General features: G+C 68.9%; 14 protein-coding genes. 8 read left to right on the forward strand and 6 right to left on the reverse strand.

Annotated features, from left to right (window positions below):
- The first annotated feature begins 257 nt into the window (after positions 1 to 257).
- The 5 genes from ACWEH3_RS12690 (at position 258) to ACWEH3_RS12710 (ending at position 5491) form a co-directional block, all read left to right on the forward strand.
- Positions 258 to 1460, forward strand: coding sequence for a transcriptional regulator (locus ACWEH3_RS12690; protein WP_450022887.1), 1203 nt, complete (start codon positions 258 to 260; stop codon positions 1458 to 1460).
- Positions 1461 to 1566: 106 nt separating this feature from the next.
- Complete coding sequence (gene exaC / locus ACWEH3_RS12695) at positions 1567 to 3084, forward strand: acetaldehyde dehydrogenase ExaC (RefSeq protein ID WP_450022889.1); 1518 nt, start codon at positions 1567 to 1569, stop codon at positions 3082 to 3084.
- The gene (locus ACWEH3_RS12700) at positions 3084 to 3485 is read left to right on the forward strand and encodes a DUF779 domain-containing protein (RefSeq protein WP_355076349.1); all 402 of its coding nucleotides are present in this window, start codon (positions 3084 to 3086) and stop codon (positions 3483 to 3485) included. The genes exaC and ACWEH3_RS12700 overlap by 1 nt, the downstream gene beginning before the upstream one ends.
- A 144-nt stretch (positions 3486 to 3629) precedes the next feature.
- Positions 3630 to 5039: an MDR family MFS transporter gene (locus ACWEH3_RS12705; RefSeq protein ID WP_450022891.1), complete on the forward strand. Its 1410-nt coding sequence runs from the start codon at positions 3630 to 3632 to the stop codon at positions 5037 to 5039.
- Between the two features lie 86 nt (positions 5040 to 5125).
- On the forward strand, positions 5126 to 5491 hold the full coding sequence (locus tag ACWEH3_RS12710; protein WP_450022893.1) for a DUF4345 family protein: 366 nt from the start codon (positions 5126 to 5128) through the stop codon (positions 5489 to 5491).
- A 13-nt stretch (positions 5492 to 5504) separates the two neighbouring features.
- Here ACWEH3_RS12710 and ACWEH3_RS12715 read toward each other — a convergent pair whose 3' ends face one another.
- A complete protein-coding gene (locus ACWEH3_RS12715; RefSeq protein ID WP_450022895.1) occupies positions 5505 to 6941 on the reverse strand; it encodes an amino acid permease in 1437 nt (478 codons plus the stop codon).
- Positions 6942 to 7150: 209 nt separating this feature from the next.
- On the opposite strand from ACWEH3_RS12715, the gene ACWEH3_RS12720 reads away from it, so the two are divergent.
- Together ACWEH3_RS12720 and ACWEH3_RS12725 are read left to right on the forward strand one after the other, a co-directional pair.
- Positions 7151 to 8335 (forward strand): serine hydrolase domain-containing protein, encoded by a 1185-nt coding sequence (locus ACWEH3_RS12720; RefSeq protein ID WP_450022897.1) that lies wholly within the window; start codon positions 7151 to 7153, stop codon positions 8333 to 8335.
- Positions 8336 to 8402: 67 nt separating this feature from the next.
- Positions 8403 to 9395: an LLM class flavin-dependent oxidoreductase gene (locus tag ACWEH3_RS12725; RefSeq protein WP_450022899.1), complete on the forward strand. Its 993-nt coding sequence runs from the start codon at positions 8403 to 8405 to the stop codon at positions 9393 to 9395.
- Positions 9396 to 9401: 6 nt separating this feature from the next.
- On the opposite strand, the gene ACWEH3_RS12730 is transcribed toward ACWEH3_RS12725, so the two are convergent.
- On the reverse strand, positions 9402 to 10196 hold the full coding sequence (locus ACWEH3_RS12730) for an NADPH-dependent oxidoreductase (protein ID WP_450022901.1): 795 nt from the start codon (positions 10194 to 10196) through the stop codon (positions 9402 to 9404).
- Between the two features lie 146 nt (positions 10197 to 10342).
- Here ACWEH3_RS12730 and ACWEH3_RS12735 point away from each other — a divergent pair, with 146 nt between their 5' ends.
- A complete protein-coding gene (locus ACWEH3_RS12735) occupies positions 10343 to 11098 on the forward strand; it encodes a siderophore-interacting protein (RefSeq protein WP_450022903.1) in 756 nt (251 codons plus the stop codon).
- 6 nt (positions 11099 to 11104) lie between these two features.
- Here ACWEH3_RS12735 and ACWEH3_RS12740 read toward each other — a convergent pair whose 3' ends face one another.
- The 4 genes from ACWEH3_RS12740 to ACWEH3_RS12755 form a co-directional block, all read right to left on the reverse strand.
- Positions 11105 to 12343: a NupC/NupG family nucleoside CNT transporter gene (locus ACWEH3_RS12740; RefSeq protein WP_450022905.1), complete on the reverse strand. Its 1239-nt coding sequence runs from the start codon at positions 12341 to 12343 to the stop codon at positions 11105 to 11107.
- A 141-nt stretch (positions 12344 to 12484) separates the two neighbouring features.
- Positions 12485 to 13534, reverse strand: coding sequence for an ABC transporter substrate-binding protein (locus ACWEH3_RS12745; protein WP_450022907.1), 1050 nt, complete (start codon positions 13532 to 13534; stop codon positions 12485 to 12487).
- A gap of 2 nt (positions 13535 to 13536) precedes the next feature.
- Positions 13537 to 14424 carry an ABC transporter permease gene (locus ACWEH3_RS12750; RefSeq protein ID WP_450022909.1) on the reverse strand — a complete coding sequence of 296 codons (888 nt, stop codon included), beginning with the start codon at positions 14422 to 14424 and terminating at the stop codon, positions 13537 to 13539.
- Entirely contained in the window at positions 14414 to 15220 is an 807-nt protein-coding gene (locus ACWEH3_RS12755) for an ABC transporter ATP-binding protein (RefSeq protein WP_450022911.1), read from the reverse strand. The genes ACWEH3_RS12750 and ACWEH3_RS12755 overlap by 11 nt, the downstream gene beginning before the upstream one ends.
- Between the last annotated feature and the right edge of the window lie 113 nt (positions 15221 to 15333).

Below are 15333 nucleotides of genomic sequence, written 5' to 3' on the forward strand. Positions count from 1 at the left end.
GGGGGGGGGGGGGGGGGGGGCGGGGTGGGGGGGGGGCCCGCGCCGGCGCCCCCCACACCCCACCCCCGGTCGGGCCGCCGGGATTCCCTGGCGCGTGCGCTCGCGCGCCACTCGCCGAGGGGAACGCGGCGACCCGACCGTCGAAACGGTTGCCGTCCGGCCCCGTGGTCCGCGAGCCAAAACCAAATGCCCGGCCGTGCGCTGGGGCATGATGGGATGGCACGGAGACGATCGGAGCGAGACACAGGATCCGCGAGATGGCACAGCGCAGTTCCCTCTCGCAGCGACGCGCTGCACTGGAACAAGAGTGGTCCCGATGGATACCCGCCGGGACACCGCAGGGTGATTCCGCGCTGCGCAGCGAGGTGGCGCAATCATGGCTGCGGTCGCTGCGCACCGTCGATCCGTCCTGCGAGCACGCGCCACTCGCCGACGCCGACGTGACCGCGCGCTGGGCCGCATCTCCTTTGCGCACACCGGTATCCGAGTTGACCGATCAGTTGCGGGATATCACCGAGGGCGCGGGCTACGTCGCGGCGATCACCGACGAGACCGGAACCATCCTCTGGTCGCACGGTGGTCCGGTGATGCGCCGCCGCGCCGAACAGGTGAACTTCGCGCCGGGCGGTCGCTGGGACGAGGCGCACATGGGCACGAACGCGCTCTCGCTGGCGCTGCGCACCGAACAGCCGCACACGGTGTTCTCCGCCGAGCACTTGGTCGCCGCACTGCACGGCTGGGTCTGCTACTGCGCACCCATCCGTGGCGCGGACGGTCGCCAGCTCGGCGTACTCGACCTGTCCACCACCTGGGACCGCGCCCACCCGCTGGCCATGTCCACCGCCCGCACCCTGGTCACCGCCATCGAGACCAAGCTGCACCACCGGAGGGCCGCGCCCGGGGTCCGGCTGACCTGCCTCGGCGCGGCCCGCCTGATCCGGGACGGCGCACCCGTCCGGCTGCGCCCGAGACACCTGGAGCTACTGACGCTGTTGGCGCTCGAGCCCGAGGGCTTCACCCACGAACGCCTGCACTTCGCGGTGTACGGCGACCGGCCGGTCGGCTCGAGCACGCTCAAATCGGAGATGTCCTACCTGCGTCGCGCCACCGGCGGCGACATCACCAGCCGGGTCTATCGGCTGGTGAGCCCCCTGTCCTGTGACGCCGTGGACGTGCTCGCGGCGCTCGAAGCGGGCGACACCGCGACGGCGGTCGAGTTGTATCGCGGCCCCCTGCTGCCGGATTCGGACACGCCGGGCATCGTGCAGTGGCGCGAGTACCTGGAAGTCGGTGTGCGCACCGCGGTGCTGTCCAGCGGAAATGTCGAGCACGCGCTGCGCTACGGGGAGCGCGCACCGCACGACATCGAGATCCACGAACACGCGTTGCGCTTGCTTCCCGGGGGCGACGGACGCCGGGCGCTCGCGGTCGCCCGTTTGCACGGCGCGCTGCGCGACTGAGTTCGCGCGCCTCAACGTTTCGTCAACCCTCGCGGGGCATAGTGACCCGCATCACGGCCGATCCGCCGTGTGCATCACGTCCGCAACCAGCGAGGAGTCACCCGCCATGAGCTACGCGAAGCCGGGAACCGAGGGCAGCGTCGTCGAATTCGCCACGCGCTACGACAACTTCATCGGCGGTGAGTGGACCGCGCCGGTCGAAGGCCGCTACTTCGAGAACCCGTCCCCGGTGGATGGCCAGACGTTCTGCGAGGTCGCGCGGTCCTCGGCCGCCGACATCGACCTCGCCCTGGACGCCGCGCATCAGGCGGCCGACGCGTGGGGCGCGACGTCGACGACCGAACGGGCCAACATCCTCAACAAGATCGCCGACCGGATCGAGGACAACCTCGAGGCGCTGGCGGTGGCCGAGACGTGGGAGAACGGCAAACCGGTACGGGAGACGCTGGCCGCCGACCTGCCGCTGGCGGTCGACCACTTCCGCTACTTCGCCGGGGCGGTCCGCGCCCAGGAGGGCGGGATCAGCGAAATCGATGCCGACACCATCGCCTACCACTTCCACGAACCGCTCGGCGTCGTCGGCCAGATCATCCCCTGGAACTTCCCGATCCTCATGGCCACCTGGAAGCTCGCGCCCGCACTGGCCGCGGGCAACGCGGTGGTGCTCAAGCCCGCCGAGCAGACCCCGGCCTCGATCCTGAAGGTCGTCGAACTGATCGCCGATCTGCTGCCGCCGGGAGTCCTCAACGTGGTCAACGGCTTCGGCGTCGAAGCGGGCAAGCCGCTGGCGGCCAGCCCGCGCGTGGCCAAGGTCGCCTTCACCGGCGAGACCACCACCGGCAGGCTGATCATGCAGTACGCCAGCGAGAACATCATCCCGGTCACGCTCGAACTGGGCGGCAAGAGCCCCAACATCTTCCTGCCCGACATCATGGCCGACGACGACGCCTTCCTGGACAAGGCCGTGGAGGGCTTCGTGATGTTCGCGCTCAATCAGGGCGAGGTGTGCACTTGTCCGTCCCGCGCGCTGATCCACTCCTCGATCTACGACGAGTTCATCGCCCGGTGCATCGAACGGACCAAAGCCATCCGCAGCGGCAACCCGCTCGATGAGGCCACCATGATCGGCGCGCAGGCCAGCAACGACCAGTTCGAGAAGATCCTGTCCTACATCGACATCGGCCGCCAGGAAGGCGCCGAGGTGCTCACCGGCGGCGGCCCGCGCAAGGTCGACGAGTTCCCCGGCGGCTACTACGTCGAGCCCACGATCTTCTCCGGCCGCAACGACATGCGGATCTTCCAAGAAGAGATCTTCGGACCGGTCGTGTCGGTGACCACGTTCGACTCCGTGGACGAGGCGCTGAAGATCGCCAACGACACCCTTTACGGACTCGGCGCGGGCGTATGGACCCGCGACATCAACGCCGCCTACCGCCTGGGCCGCCAGATCAAGGCGGGCCGGGTGTGGACCAACTGCTACCACGCCTACCCCGCGCACGCGGCCTTCGGCGGCTACAAGAAGTCCGGCATCGGACGGGAGAACCACCGCATGATGCTCGACCACTACCAGCAGACGAAGAACCTGCTGGTCAGCTACTCGCCGGACAAGCTCGGATTCTTCTGATGCCGCAGCCGGTCCGCCGCGTCGAGTTCACCGGACCCGCGGAAGCGCTGCTGCGCCGACTGATCGAACAGCACGGTCCGGTGATGTTCCATCAGTCCGGCGGCTGCTGCGACGGCAGCGCACCGATGTGCTACCCGCGCGGCGAGTTCCGGGTCGGCGGGTCGGACCTGCTGCTCGGGTACCCGGCGGCGGACACCCCGTTCTGGATGAGCGCCGACCAGTACGACTACTGGCGGCACACCCATCTCACCGTGGATGTGGTGCCCGGCCGAGGTAGCGGGTTCTCCCTGGAAGCGCCCGAGGGCGTGCGCTTCCTGATCCGCTCGCGGCTGCTCACCGACGAGGAACTCGCCGTGCTCGAAGCCGAGCCGCCACCCACGGGGGCGGATCTGTCCCACTGAGATCGGAGCACGGGCTGCTCACCGATGCTCCGGTGAGCAGCTCTTTCCCGGTTCACAGGGCGGAAAAAAATTCCATGCGGGAATAGTCGGCAACCGGATACGGTCTTTCGAGGTGGTTAGACAGGCGAACGAGAGGGGCCGCGGGTGGCGACCGAGACCGCGACGGTGTCCGTGGGTTTCCGATCCGAGCGCGGTGCCATTCTCGGCTCGCTGATGCTGGCGACCGCGCTGGTCGCGCTCGACTCGACGGTCATCGCCACGGCGGTGCTCACCATCACCGACAGTCTCGGCGGCTTCGCGCAGTTCCCCTGGTTGTTCTCCATCTATCTGCTGGCGCAGGCGGTGACGGTGCCGATCTACGGCAAACTCGCCGACACCGTGGGCCGTAAACCGGTGATCCTGTTCGGTATCGCGATGTTCGCGCTGGGTTCGCTGCTGTGCGGCGTCGCGACCAGCATGCTCGGACTGATCGTCTTCCGCGCCGTCCAGGGTATCGGCGCGGGAGCGATCCAGCCGATGACGATGACGATCGCGGGCGACTTGTACACGCTGTCCGAGCGCGCCAAGGTCCAGGGCTATCTGGCCAGCGTGTGGGCTATCTCGAGTGTGGCGGGCCCGCTGCTGGGCGGCCTGTTCGCCGAGTACGTCAGCTGGCGCTGGATCTTCCTGATCAACCTTCCGCTCTCCGCGCTCGCCGGATGGATGCTGGTGCGTAATTTCGCCGAGAGCGCGCCCCGGCAGCGGCAGAGCGTCGACTATCCGGGCGCGGCACTGCTGACGTTCGGTGCGGGCGCGTTGATCCTCGGACTGCTCGAAGGCGGGCAAGCCTGGGCGTGGTCGTCTCCGTCGAGCATCGGGATCTTCGCGGGCGGCGCGGTCGTGCTCGTGCTGTTCGGGCTGGTGGAACGCGGAGCGCGGAATCCGATCCTGCCGCTGTGGGTGTTCACCCGGCGCGTCGTGATCGCGAGCAGCTTGGCGTCGGTGCTGGTCGGCGCCGTCGTGCTCGGCGCGACCTCCTATGTCCCCACCTTCACCCAGGGCGTGCTGGGCACCGGGGCGCTGGTCGCGGGTCTGACGGTGGGCGCACTCACGCTGGGGTGGCCGTTGGCGGCGTCCCAAGCGGGAAAGGTATACCTGCGCTTCGGCTTTCGCACCACTGCCTTGATCGGTAGCGGATTGGCCGCCCTCGGCGCCACCAGCACGTTGTTCATCACGCAGCATTCCACGCTGTGGCAGGTCGCGGCGTCCTGCTTCGTGATCGGCACCGGGATGGGACTGGTCGCCACCCCGACCTTGATCGCCGCGCAGACCAGCGCCGAATGGACCGAGCGGGGTGTGGTCACCTCGGCCAACATGTTCGCACGCTCGATCGGCAGTGCGGTGGGCGTCGCGGTGTTCGGCGCCATCGTGAACTCGCGCGTCGGCCACACCGATCATCCGGAGCCCGCCACACTGGCCTCGGCGGTGCATCTGGTCTTCGTCACGATCGCGGCGATGGCCGTCGTCATGCTCGTCGCCTCGGCCATGATGCCCCGGCGTTCGGCGAACGCCTGAGGCGAGGCAGCGGGTTTTCGGAAGCGTTCGCCACCGCACCCGGCGCAAGCTGGGCGTTCCAACCGAACGAGATTCTGGAGGTCGCAGTGGCGCAGGCCGTATGCGTGATAGTCGGCGTGTTCTTCCTGGGTATGGGTATCTACGCGCTCGCCGCGCCCGCCGCTCTGATCCAGCCGTTCGGCATCCGGCTCACCGAACCGAGCGCGCGCTACGAGGTGCGCGCCGTCTACGGCGGCTTCGGACTGGCGATGGCGGCCGTGCTCGCGGTGGCCGCCCTCGACCTCGCGGGGCTGCGCGGCGGGATCATGGTCGCGATCGGCGCGGCATTGGCGGGCATGGCCCTCGGCCGGGTGCTCTCGGCCGTCCTCGATGAGCGAACCGCGTTCTATCCCACCTGGTTCTACGGCGCGGTGGAGGCGATCGGCGCCGCGGCGCTCTTCCTCGCCGCCTAGCGGAAACCGTCCGTCAGCTGGTGTGCGTGACGTCGGTCGGCGTGCTGGAACTGCCGAGTTTGCGCAGCGCGAAGTATCCGGCCGACACCAGCACCGCCCACACCGCGCCGACGACGAGCGCCGTGCGCCCGCTGTCGGTGAACAACAGCAGCACGACCACCAAGCCGAGGAACGCCAGCGCGAGCACGGTGGTGTAGGGCGCGGCGGGCAGCCGGTAGTCGCTGGCGGGCAGTTCGCCGCGGGCGACCTTGACCCGGTAGAGCAGGTGGCAGACCAGGATGACGCCCCAGACGAAGATGATGCCGATGGTCGACACCGAGGTGATGTAGGCGAAGGCCTTGTCCGGGGAGATGGCATTGACGATGACGCCGATCACCATCGCCGCCGCCGACACGGAGATCCCCACATAAGGCACCGCGTTCGCGCTCAGTTTGTTCAGCCGGGCGGGCGCCTCGCCGTGCAGCGACAAGGTGCGCAGCATCCGGCCGGTGGAGTAGATCCCCGAGTTACACGACGACAGCGCCGCGGTGAGCAGCACGAAGTTGACGATGCCGGCCGCGCCCGGTATGCCGATCAGCTCGAAGACCTCCACGAACGGGCTCTTGCCCGCGTGGAAATTGCGCCAGCTGGACACCGACATGATCACAACGAGCGCACCGACATAGAACAGGCCGATCCGGAAGGGGAGCGTGTTGATCGCCTTGCGCAAAGTCTTACGCGGCTCGCGCGCCTCCCCGGCGGTGACCCCGACCAACTCCACGCCGACGTAGGCGAACAGCACGATCTGCAAAACGAGCAGCGACTGACCGATGCCGTTGGGGAACACGCCCCCGTCGGCCCACAGATTGGTGACGGTGGGGTTCGTCGCGTGCCCGAAGCCGAACAGCAGCACGCCGATGCCGAGCAGGATCATGCCGACGATCGCGGTGACCTTGATGGTGGAGAACCAGAACTCGCCCTCGCCGAACAGCCGCACCGAGATCAGATTCGCGCAGAACATCACCGCGAGCACGACCAGCGCGGTGACCCACGGCGCGATGTCGAACCAGTACTCCACGTACTTGCCCGCCACGGTGATCTCGGCCATGCAGGTGGCCACCCACACCGCCCAGTACGACCAGCCGGTGACGAAGCCGGCGAAGCGGCCGAGGAACTCGTGCGCGTACTCGGCGAAGCTCCCCGAGATCGGCCGGTAGGTCAGCAGTTCGCCGAGCGCCCGCATGATCACGAAGATGGCCAGGCCCGCCGCCAGGTAGGCCAGGATCAGGCCGGGCCCGGCCTGCTCGATCGCGCCGCCCGCGCCGTAGAACAGGCCCGTGCCGATCGCGCCGCCGATGGCGATCATCTGAATGGTGCGCGGGCTCAGGCCCCGGGCATAACCCTCCGAGTCGCCGGTGTCCGCCGGAACCGATGGTCCCGCGTCCTGGAGGTGACGGTCGGAGGCTGTCATACTGCGGTCCTTTCGCTGGGCAGCGATGCGACGATCCGGTCACCGGACCCGCGACGTCGGATCATCGCACGTCCGGTCCGGAGCACGTGGTCACGCTACCGCCCCGCCCGCGCGCGCGTCGTCTCCGGGCCGACCGCGGCGGTCGTGCGCGCTTACCGGACGGGCGTCCGGCATGCCATCATCGGATTCCCCGACGATGGGTTCCCGTCATGACCGAATCGCCGTCCCGGCGCCCGCGAACGCGCCGCTACGCGCTCCGCACCGCCGTCGTCCTGCTCGCTGTCGTCGCCGTCTTGGTCGGCGTGGCGTTCGCGACGACCGCGGTCCTGCACATCCCGGCCCCGCCGACGCTGCTGCGACTGCTGACCGACCCGCCCTCGACACAGGGCGAATTGTTCGACAGCCGCACGGTGGCCGCCTCCCCTACCCCGCGTCCGCTGCCGGTCGCACCGCGGCCGCTGCCCGACCGGGTGCCGTGGAAGGGCTCGCAGATCTCGGTCGCCGACTTCCTCGCCGCCACGCACACCAATTCGTTCCTCGTTCTGCGCGGCGGCGCTCTCACCCACGAGTGGTATCGCGACGGCGTCACGGCCACCACCCGCCAGTCCTCGTGGTCGGTGGCGAAGTCCGTCGTGTCACTGCTGACCGGCCGCGCCATCGCGGCGGGGCGGCTCCACGAGGACGACCGCCTGGTGCGAATCCTGCCCGAGCTGACCACCGGCGGCCCGTACGACACCGTCACCATCCGCGACTTGCTGGACATGGCCTCCGGCGTCGACGTCGACGAGAACTACAACAAGTACATGCCGCTGACCGGCACCGCCCGGATGTACCTCACCGAGGACCTCGCCGGGTTCGTCCGCGAGCACCAGGGCCTGCGGTTTCCGCCGGGCAGCGCGGGCGAGTACCGCAGCGTGGACACCCAGCTGCTGGGCATGGCACTGGCGCGGGCCGAGGGCCTGCCGCTGAGTGAACTGCTGGAACGCGACCTGTGGGCTCCGATCGGCGCGCAGGACGCCGCGCTGTGGAATCTCGATCGCGCGGGCGGCCAGGAGAAGGCGTTCTGCTGCCTGAACGCGACGGCCCGCGACTTCGCCAAGATAGGCCAGGTCGTCCTGGACGGCGGCCGCGTCGGCGACGCGCAGATCGTGCCGCCGGCCTGGATCGAGCGCATCCGCACCCCGGTCCACCGGGTGGGCGAGTGGCCCTACGGCGCACAGTGGTGGCACCCGACCGGTGGGGACGGCGCCGATCTCACCGCCGTCGGCGTCTACGGCCAGTACGTCTACGTCGACCCGCCCGGCGGCACCGTCATCGTCAAGCTCAGCGACTACGGCACCACCCAGGACGAGCAGGAGACCATCGAGGTGTTCCGCGCGATCGCGCGCGGCTGAGCCGGTCGGCGAAATACACCGGGGACCCGCGACGTTGGCAGTGGAGATCGCCACTGTGAGGAGACCCATGATCGACGTCCCGCTGTCCGTACTGGATCTCGCGCCGGTGCAGTCCGGCCGCACCGTAGGCGAGGGGCTCGACGCGACCACCGAATTGGCCCGGCGCACAGAGGCTTTGGGCTACCACCGCTTCTGGGTCGCCGAACATCACAACATGCCCGGCATCGCCAGTTCGGCGCCGAGCGTGCTGCTGGCCCACCTGGCCGCGGCCACCTCGACCATCCGCGTGGGCTCCGGCGGGGTGATGCTGCCCAACCACGCGCCGCTCGTGGTCGCCGAGCAGTTCGGCACCCTGCACGCGCTGCATCCCGGACGGATCGACCTGGGCATCGGACGCGCCCCGGGCACCGACCAGGCGACCGCACGGGCGCTGCGGCGGACCGCGGACGGACTGTCGGCGGAGTCGTTCCCCCAGGAACTGGCCGCCTTGCTGGGCTACTTCCGCGGGTCCGACCCCGGCGGCATCGCCGCCACGCCCGGGCGCGGTGAGGAACCGGAGGTCTGGCTGCTCGGCTCCAGCGGCTACAGCGCCCAGGTCGCGGCGCTGCTCGGGATCCCGTTCGCCTTCGCGCACCACATCGCCCCCGACAACACCGAGCCCGCGCTCGCGCTCTACCGCGAGCACTTCCGGCCTTCGGAGCGCCTGGAGCGCCCGCATGCGATGGTCGCGGTCGCGGCGATCTGCGCGGACACCGACGAGCGCGCCGAAATCCTGGCCGGCCCGCGCGACCTGGCGTTCCTGAACCTGGTGCGCGGCACGCCGCGGGCACTGGCCACGCCGGAGGAAGCGGCCGCGTTCCGTCCGTCGGAACAGGAGCGCGCGTTCATCGGGCAGCGCCGGGCCGGGCAGTTGCTCGGCTCCCCGGAGACGGTGCGCGGTCAGCTCGAGGATCTGCTGCGCCGCACCCAGGCCGACGAGCTGATGATCAACACGCTGGTCTACGACATCGACGACCGCGCCCGATCGTTCGAACTGCTCACCGAGACGGTCGCGGCCTGAGGCCGGTCAGTGCAAGCGGAAGCCGTGGTTGGCCAGCGATTCCCGCAGCCGATGCCTGCCGTTGAGGGCCGCCGCGGAGGCGAGCCGGGCCAGCACACGTTCGGTCCAGGAATGCGAGAGCCGTTGTTCGGCATAGAATTCCGCGATCCGGGTCTCGTACTCGGCCACGTGCACCCGCTGCGCGTCCAAGTCGTAGGTCTCCCGATGCAGGACGGCCTCCTGCGGCAGGCGCGGCTTCACCCGCGCGTCCTCGGCGGGATCCGGGTGACCGACCAGCAAGCCGAAGACGGCGAAGACCTGCGGCGGCAACCCCAGCTCGGCGGCGACTTCCTCCGGCTTGTTGCGCAGCGCGCCGATGTAGACGGTGCCGAGCCCGAGCGATTCCGCCGCCACCACCGCGTTCTGCGCCGCGAGCGCGGCGTCGATGAATCCGACGTAGCTCGATTCCAGGTAGTCCGCGCCTTCCAGTGGCGCGCTCCGGTCTTCGGCGAGCTGGCGCAGGCGCGCGAAATCGGCCGTCCAGACCAGCAGCACCGGCGCTTGCACGATGTGGGCCTGATCGCCCGCGAGCGCGGCCAGGCGCGCCTTGCGTTGCGGGTCACGCACCGCGATGACGCTCCAGACTTGCAGATTCGACGAGGTCGGCGCGGACTGCGCCGCGGAGATCAGCAGCCGCAGCGTGGCGTCCGGCACCGGATCGGACAGGTAGCGGCGCACCGAGCGATGCTCGTGCAGCACCTGCAGGACCTGGTTCCACTGCGCGGGTTCGACCGGCTGCGGGTCGCGGTAGCGCTGTTGCACGGCGTGGGTCCGGGGTCGGCACGGACTGCGTCATGGGCATCATCTTTTCGCCCGTACGGCGCGCCGTCAGCGGTTGGCCGCAGCCTGAGCGGAACACAGGTAGGGTAAGTAAGGCAATCCTAATTATTTATATATCGGAGGTTCTCTTGGCACGTCCCCGCACCACCCTCACGGTGCAGCGCACCGAATGGCTCACCCCGCACTTGATCCGGGTGTACCTCGGCGGTCCCGGCTTCGCCGCGTTCCGTCCCAGCGAGTTCACCGACTCGTACGTGAAGTTCATCTTCCCGCAGGACGGGAACGAGGTGCTGCGCACCTACACCGTCCGGTCCGTCGACCCCGTCGCCGGAGAGATCGCGGTGGACTTCGTCTACCACGGCGCGGAGGGCATCGCTGGACCGTGGGCTGCCGCGGTCCAGCCCGGCGAGACCATCGATTTCCATGGCCCCAACGGCGCCTACGCCCCGCGCCCGGACGCCGACTGGCATCTGCTGGCCGGTGACGAGGCGGCGCTGCCCGCCATCGCCGCCGCGTTGGAGGCGATGCCCGGCGAGGCGACGGGGCTGGCGTTCGTCGAAGTCGCCGGTCCGGACGACGAACTGCCGGTGAAGAAGCCGGACGGCATCGAGCTGACCTGGCTGCACCGCGGCGTGCGGCCCCCTGGCGAGGTGCTCGCCGAGACCGTTCGCTCCGCGCCGTGGACGCCGGGGCAGGTCCAGGTGTTCATCCACGGCGAAGCCGAAGCGGTCATGAAAGACCTGCGCCGCTACATCCGCAAGGATCGCGGCGTTTCCGCCGAGTGGGCGGCGTCGATCTCCGGATATTGGCGCCGCGGCCGCACCGAGGAGGGCTTCCGGGAATGGAAGGCCGAACTGCGGGCGGTCGAGGGAGCCAACGGCTGACCCCCGTCAACTCAGCAGTCCGACGATGGTGGCGGACAGGAAGCTGACCAAAGTGGCGCCGTAGAGCAGGCGAAGCCCGTTGCGGGCGATGACGGTGCCTTGTTTCTCGCTGAGGCTGCGGACCGCGCCGGTGACGATGGCGATGGTGGAGAAGTTCGCGAACGACACCAGATAGGTGGACACGATCGCGACGGTGTGGTCCGACAGTCCGGCGTGTTGCCGGTTCAGTTCCTGCATGGCGACCACCTCGTTGGACACCAGCTTGGTGCCCATGAACCGGCCCGCGGCCGCCGCCTCGTCCCACGGGATGCCGGTCAACCAGGCCAGCGGGGCGAAGACGTGGCCCATCACGTCCTGGAACGTGGTGCCGTGGAACAGCGCCGCGAAGATTCCGTTGACCATGGCGAGCAAGGCGATGAATCCGATCAGCATGGCCGCGACGGTGAACGCGACCTTGAAGCCGACCAGGATGTATTCGGTGAGCATCTCGAAGAACGATTGCCGCTTACGGCTGTCGGCGATCTCCTCGCCGATCAGCCGGGCATCGTCGGCGGCGCCGACTTTGTAGGGGTTGATCAGCGAGCACACCACGAAGGCGCCCAGCATGTTCAGCACGATGGCCGCGATCACGTACTTCGGGTCGATGAGCACCATATAGGCGCCGAGGATGCCCGCCGAGACCGTCGACATCGCCGAGGCCGCCAGGGTGTACATCCGCTGCGGCGGAATGTCGTCGAGCATGGCGCGCAGCGAGATGAACACCTCGGATTGGCCGAGGATGGCGGAGGCGACCGCGTTGAACGATTCGATCCTGCCGAAGCCGCTCACCCAGGCCAGCAGCAGGCCGAGGTATTTGATGATCAGCGGCAGCACCCGCAGGTGTTGCAGGATGCCGATCAGCGCGGAGACGAGCACGATCGGCATCAACACCGCGAACAGGAACGCGGGGCCGCCGCTGCCGACGGCGGGCAGGTCGCCGAACACGAACGCGGTGCCCTGGGCGGCGTAGCCGAGAATGTGGGCGAAGGCATCGCTGACCGCGCGGATCACCGTGCCCCCGATCCCGGTCTTCAGCAACAGGAAACCGAGCGCGAGTTGCACGATCAGCAAAACGGCTATCCGCGGCAGCCGTGTGGCGGCGACGCGGCGGTCGGTACTGGGCAACCAGGCCAGCAGCAGGAAGCACGCCAGCCCGGCGAATCCGATCAGATGCCGCACGCGCACCTCGGCTGCCGTGGCGTGCATCGGCTTATGGGAGCACCTCTCATGTCGGTTTATGGTGCGGTGTCTCCACAGTTGAGAAGCTCGGCGCGGCTGTCGGCACACCGGCCGCCGACCGGCCGCCCGGGACGATTCCGGGCGGCCGGGCATGGTCCACCGGCGCCGCTACTGTCGCGGCGCGCGCAACGCCTCCTCCACGAACTGCGTGGTGTAGGTCTCGGACAGGTCGATCCGATCGCGCACGGGACGCACGTTCTTCGAGTACTTCCCGAGGATCTCCAAGACGTTCTGCGCGCCTTCGGGTTTCATCAACCCGTCGCCGTTGAACATGCCGATGGAATCGCGGATCGACTGGACGTAGAGGTCCTTGCCCGCGCTCGCGTACTGCGGCGGCATCTTCTCGGCGATCTGCTCGGGCGTGTGCGTCCGGATCCACTGCAGCGTCTGCACGAACGCGGCGGCGAGCTTGCGCACGATGTCCGGGTGGGCCTCGACCGTCGCGCAGCTCATGTAGAGCGACGTCGCCGGATACAGCCCGCCGAGCGCGGCCCTGGTGCCCGCCTCGGTGCGCAGGTCGACGAGGACGCGCGCATCGCCGGAGTTCACCATCTGCGCCACCGTGGGATCGGTGGTGATGCCCGCGTCGATGCCGTCGTGGTTCATGCCCGCGATGAACGTCTGTCCCGCACCCACTTTCACCCGGGTGTAATCGGCGGTGCTCATCCCGGCCTGGCCGGTGAGCGCCTGGGTGAGGAAGTCGGTCGACGAGCCGAGCGAGGTCACGCCCAGCTTCCTGCCGCGCAGATCGGCGACCGAGGTGATGTCCGCGTCCGCCTTCGACACCAGTTCGACCTCACCGGGCACGTCGGACATCTGCACCACCGAGCGGATGCACTGGTCCTTGGCCTGCAGATCGATGGTGTGGTCGTAGAACCCGACCACGCCCTGCACGTCGCCGGTGAGCAACGCCGTCTCGGCCGTGGCTCCGGACTGCTCGCCGAGCAGTTTCACGTCGATGTCGTTGCGCTCGAAGAAGCCGAGTTGCCGGGTCAGCACGGCGGGCAGATAGATCACCTTCTCCAGCCCGCCCACCATGATGGTGATCTGCGGTCGGCCGTCGGCCATCGGAATGGTGCGGGAGTCCCGGCATCCGGTGGCCGTCAGCAGTGCCGCGATCACGACGGCGACGAGCGCGAGTTGCTTGCGATGCCTCATGGTCAGATCCCGTGGTTCGAGGTCGCCTGCGAGGGCCGCCATTTCAGCAACCGGTTCTCCGCCATGCCGATCCCCCACTCGGCGATCAGCGCGGCCACGGTGACGATGATCATGCCCGCGTAGATGCCCGCCGAGTCGAAGGTGCCCTGCGCGTTGCTGATCAGCAGGCCCAGGCCTTTGCTCGCGCCCGCGTACTCGCCCACCACCGCGCCGATCAGCGCGAAACCGAAGGCAGTGTGCAGGCTGGAGAGGATCCAAGTGGTCGCGCTCGGCAGCACGATCGACACCAGCACTTGCCTGCGGCTCGCGCCCAGGATACGGGCGTTGTCGATCACATTGCCGTCCACTTCCCGCGCACCGGTGAACGCGTTGAAGAACACCGCGAAGAACACCAGCACCACCACGGTCGCGACCTTCGAACTCAGCCCGAGACCGAACCAGATGATAAACAGCGACGCCAGCACGATGCGCGGAACCGCGTTGAGCGCCTTGATGAACGGCGCGAGCACCTCGGCCCAGTACCGGCTGCGGCCGAGCAGCACGCCCAGCACGACGCCCGCCACCGTGCCGATCACGAAACCGAGCACGGCCTCCTGCACGGTGGTGTAGATCTGCAGCCAGATCGAGCCGAATTGCGTTCCCTCGGTGAACCATTCGGCCAACCGCGCCCAGATCAGCGACGGCTTCGAGTAGAAGAACGGATCGATCCACACCGTGGCGGTGAGCTCCCACGCGCCCAGCCACAGCGCCACCAGCGCGACGCGCAGGCCCCAAGTCCGGATCCGGGCGCGCCGCGCGGCGGTGCGCACCCGGGCCAGGATCTGTGCCTCGGTCTCGTTCTCCACCGCGGGCTCGTCGACGGCGTCCTGCACCAGCACGTCATGCGACACGGGAGGCTCCCTTCGCCCGAGCGGCTTCGACCTGATCGCGGAGCGTCTCCCAGATCTCCTTGTAGATGTCGCGGAACTCGGCGGTCAGCCGCACGTCCTCGACACTGCGCGGCCGTGCCAGGCCCACGGTGAAGTCCCCGCAGACGGTGGCCGGACTCGCGGTCATCACGACCACCCGGTCGGCGAGCACGATCGCCTCCTCCAGGTCGTGCGTGACGAAGACGACCGCCGCGTTGGTGCCCGCCCAGACGCGCAGCAGCTCGTCCTGCATGAGCTGCCGGGTCTGCACGTCCAGCGCGCTGAACGGCTCGTCCATCAGCAGGATCTCCGGCTCGTTGACCAGTGTCTGAGCCAGCGCCACGCGCTTGCGCATGCCGCCGGACAACTGGTGCGGGTAGTAGCTCTCGAACCCGGCCAGACCGACCTTGCGCACCCACCCGGACGCCTTCGCCCGCGCCTCGGCCTTCGACGCGCCGCGCAGGCGCGGGCCGAGCGCGACGTTGTCCAGCACGCTCTTCCACGGCAGCACCGCGTCCTGCTGGAACATGTAGCCGATGCCGTCGGGGATGCCGTCGACGTCCTTGCCGCGCACCAGCGTCCGCCCGGCCGAGGCCGGTTCCAGCCCGGATACCAGCGACAACGTGGTGGACTTGCCGCATCCGGTGGGGCCGACGACGGCGACGAATTCGCCGGGGCGCACCGTGAGGTTCAGATTGCGCACGGCGGTGTGGATGCCACCGCCGGTGCCGGGGAAACGCTTCGTCGCGTTCCGCAGCTCGATGAGGGATTGCGTCATTGCTTCCTACTTCTGCGAGTTCGGGTAGGGCGAACGTACGTGGCCCCGGTCACACGCCGGAGCTTGTGCGCACAACCGCCACAAACGCGGGATATGCGGGTTTTGCGCATTCT

The organism is Nocardia sp. NPDC004718, from assembly GCF_053601535.1.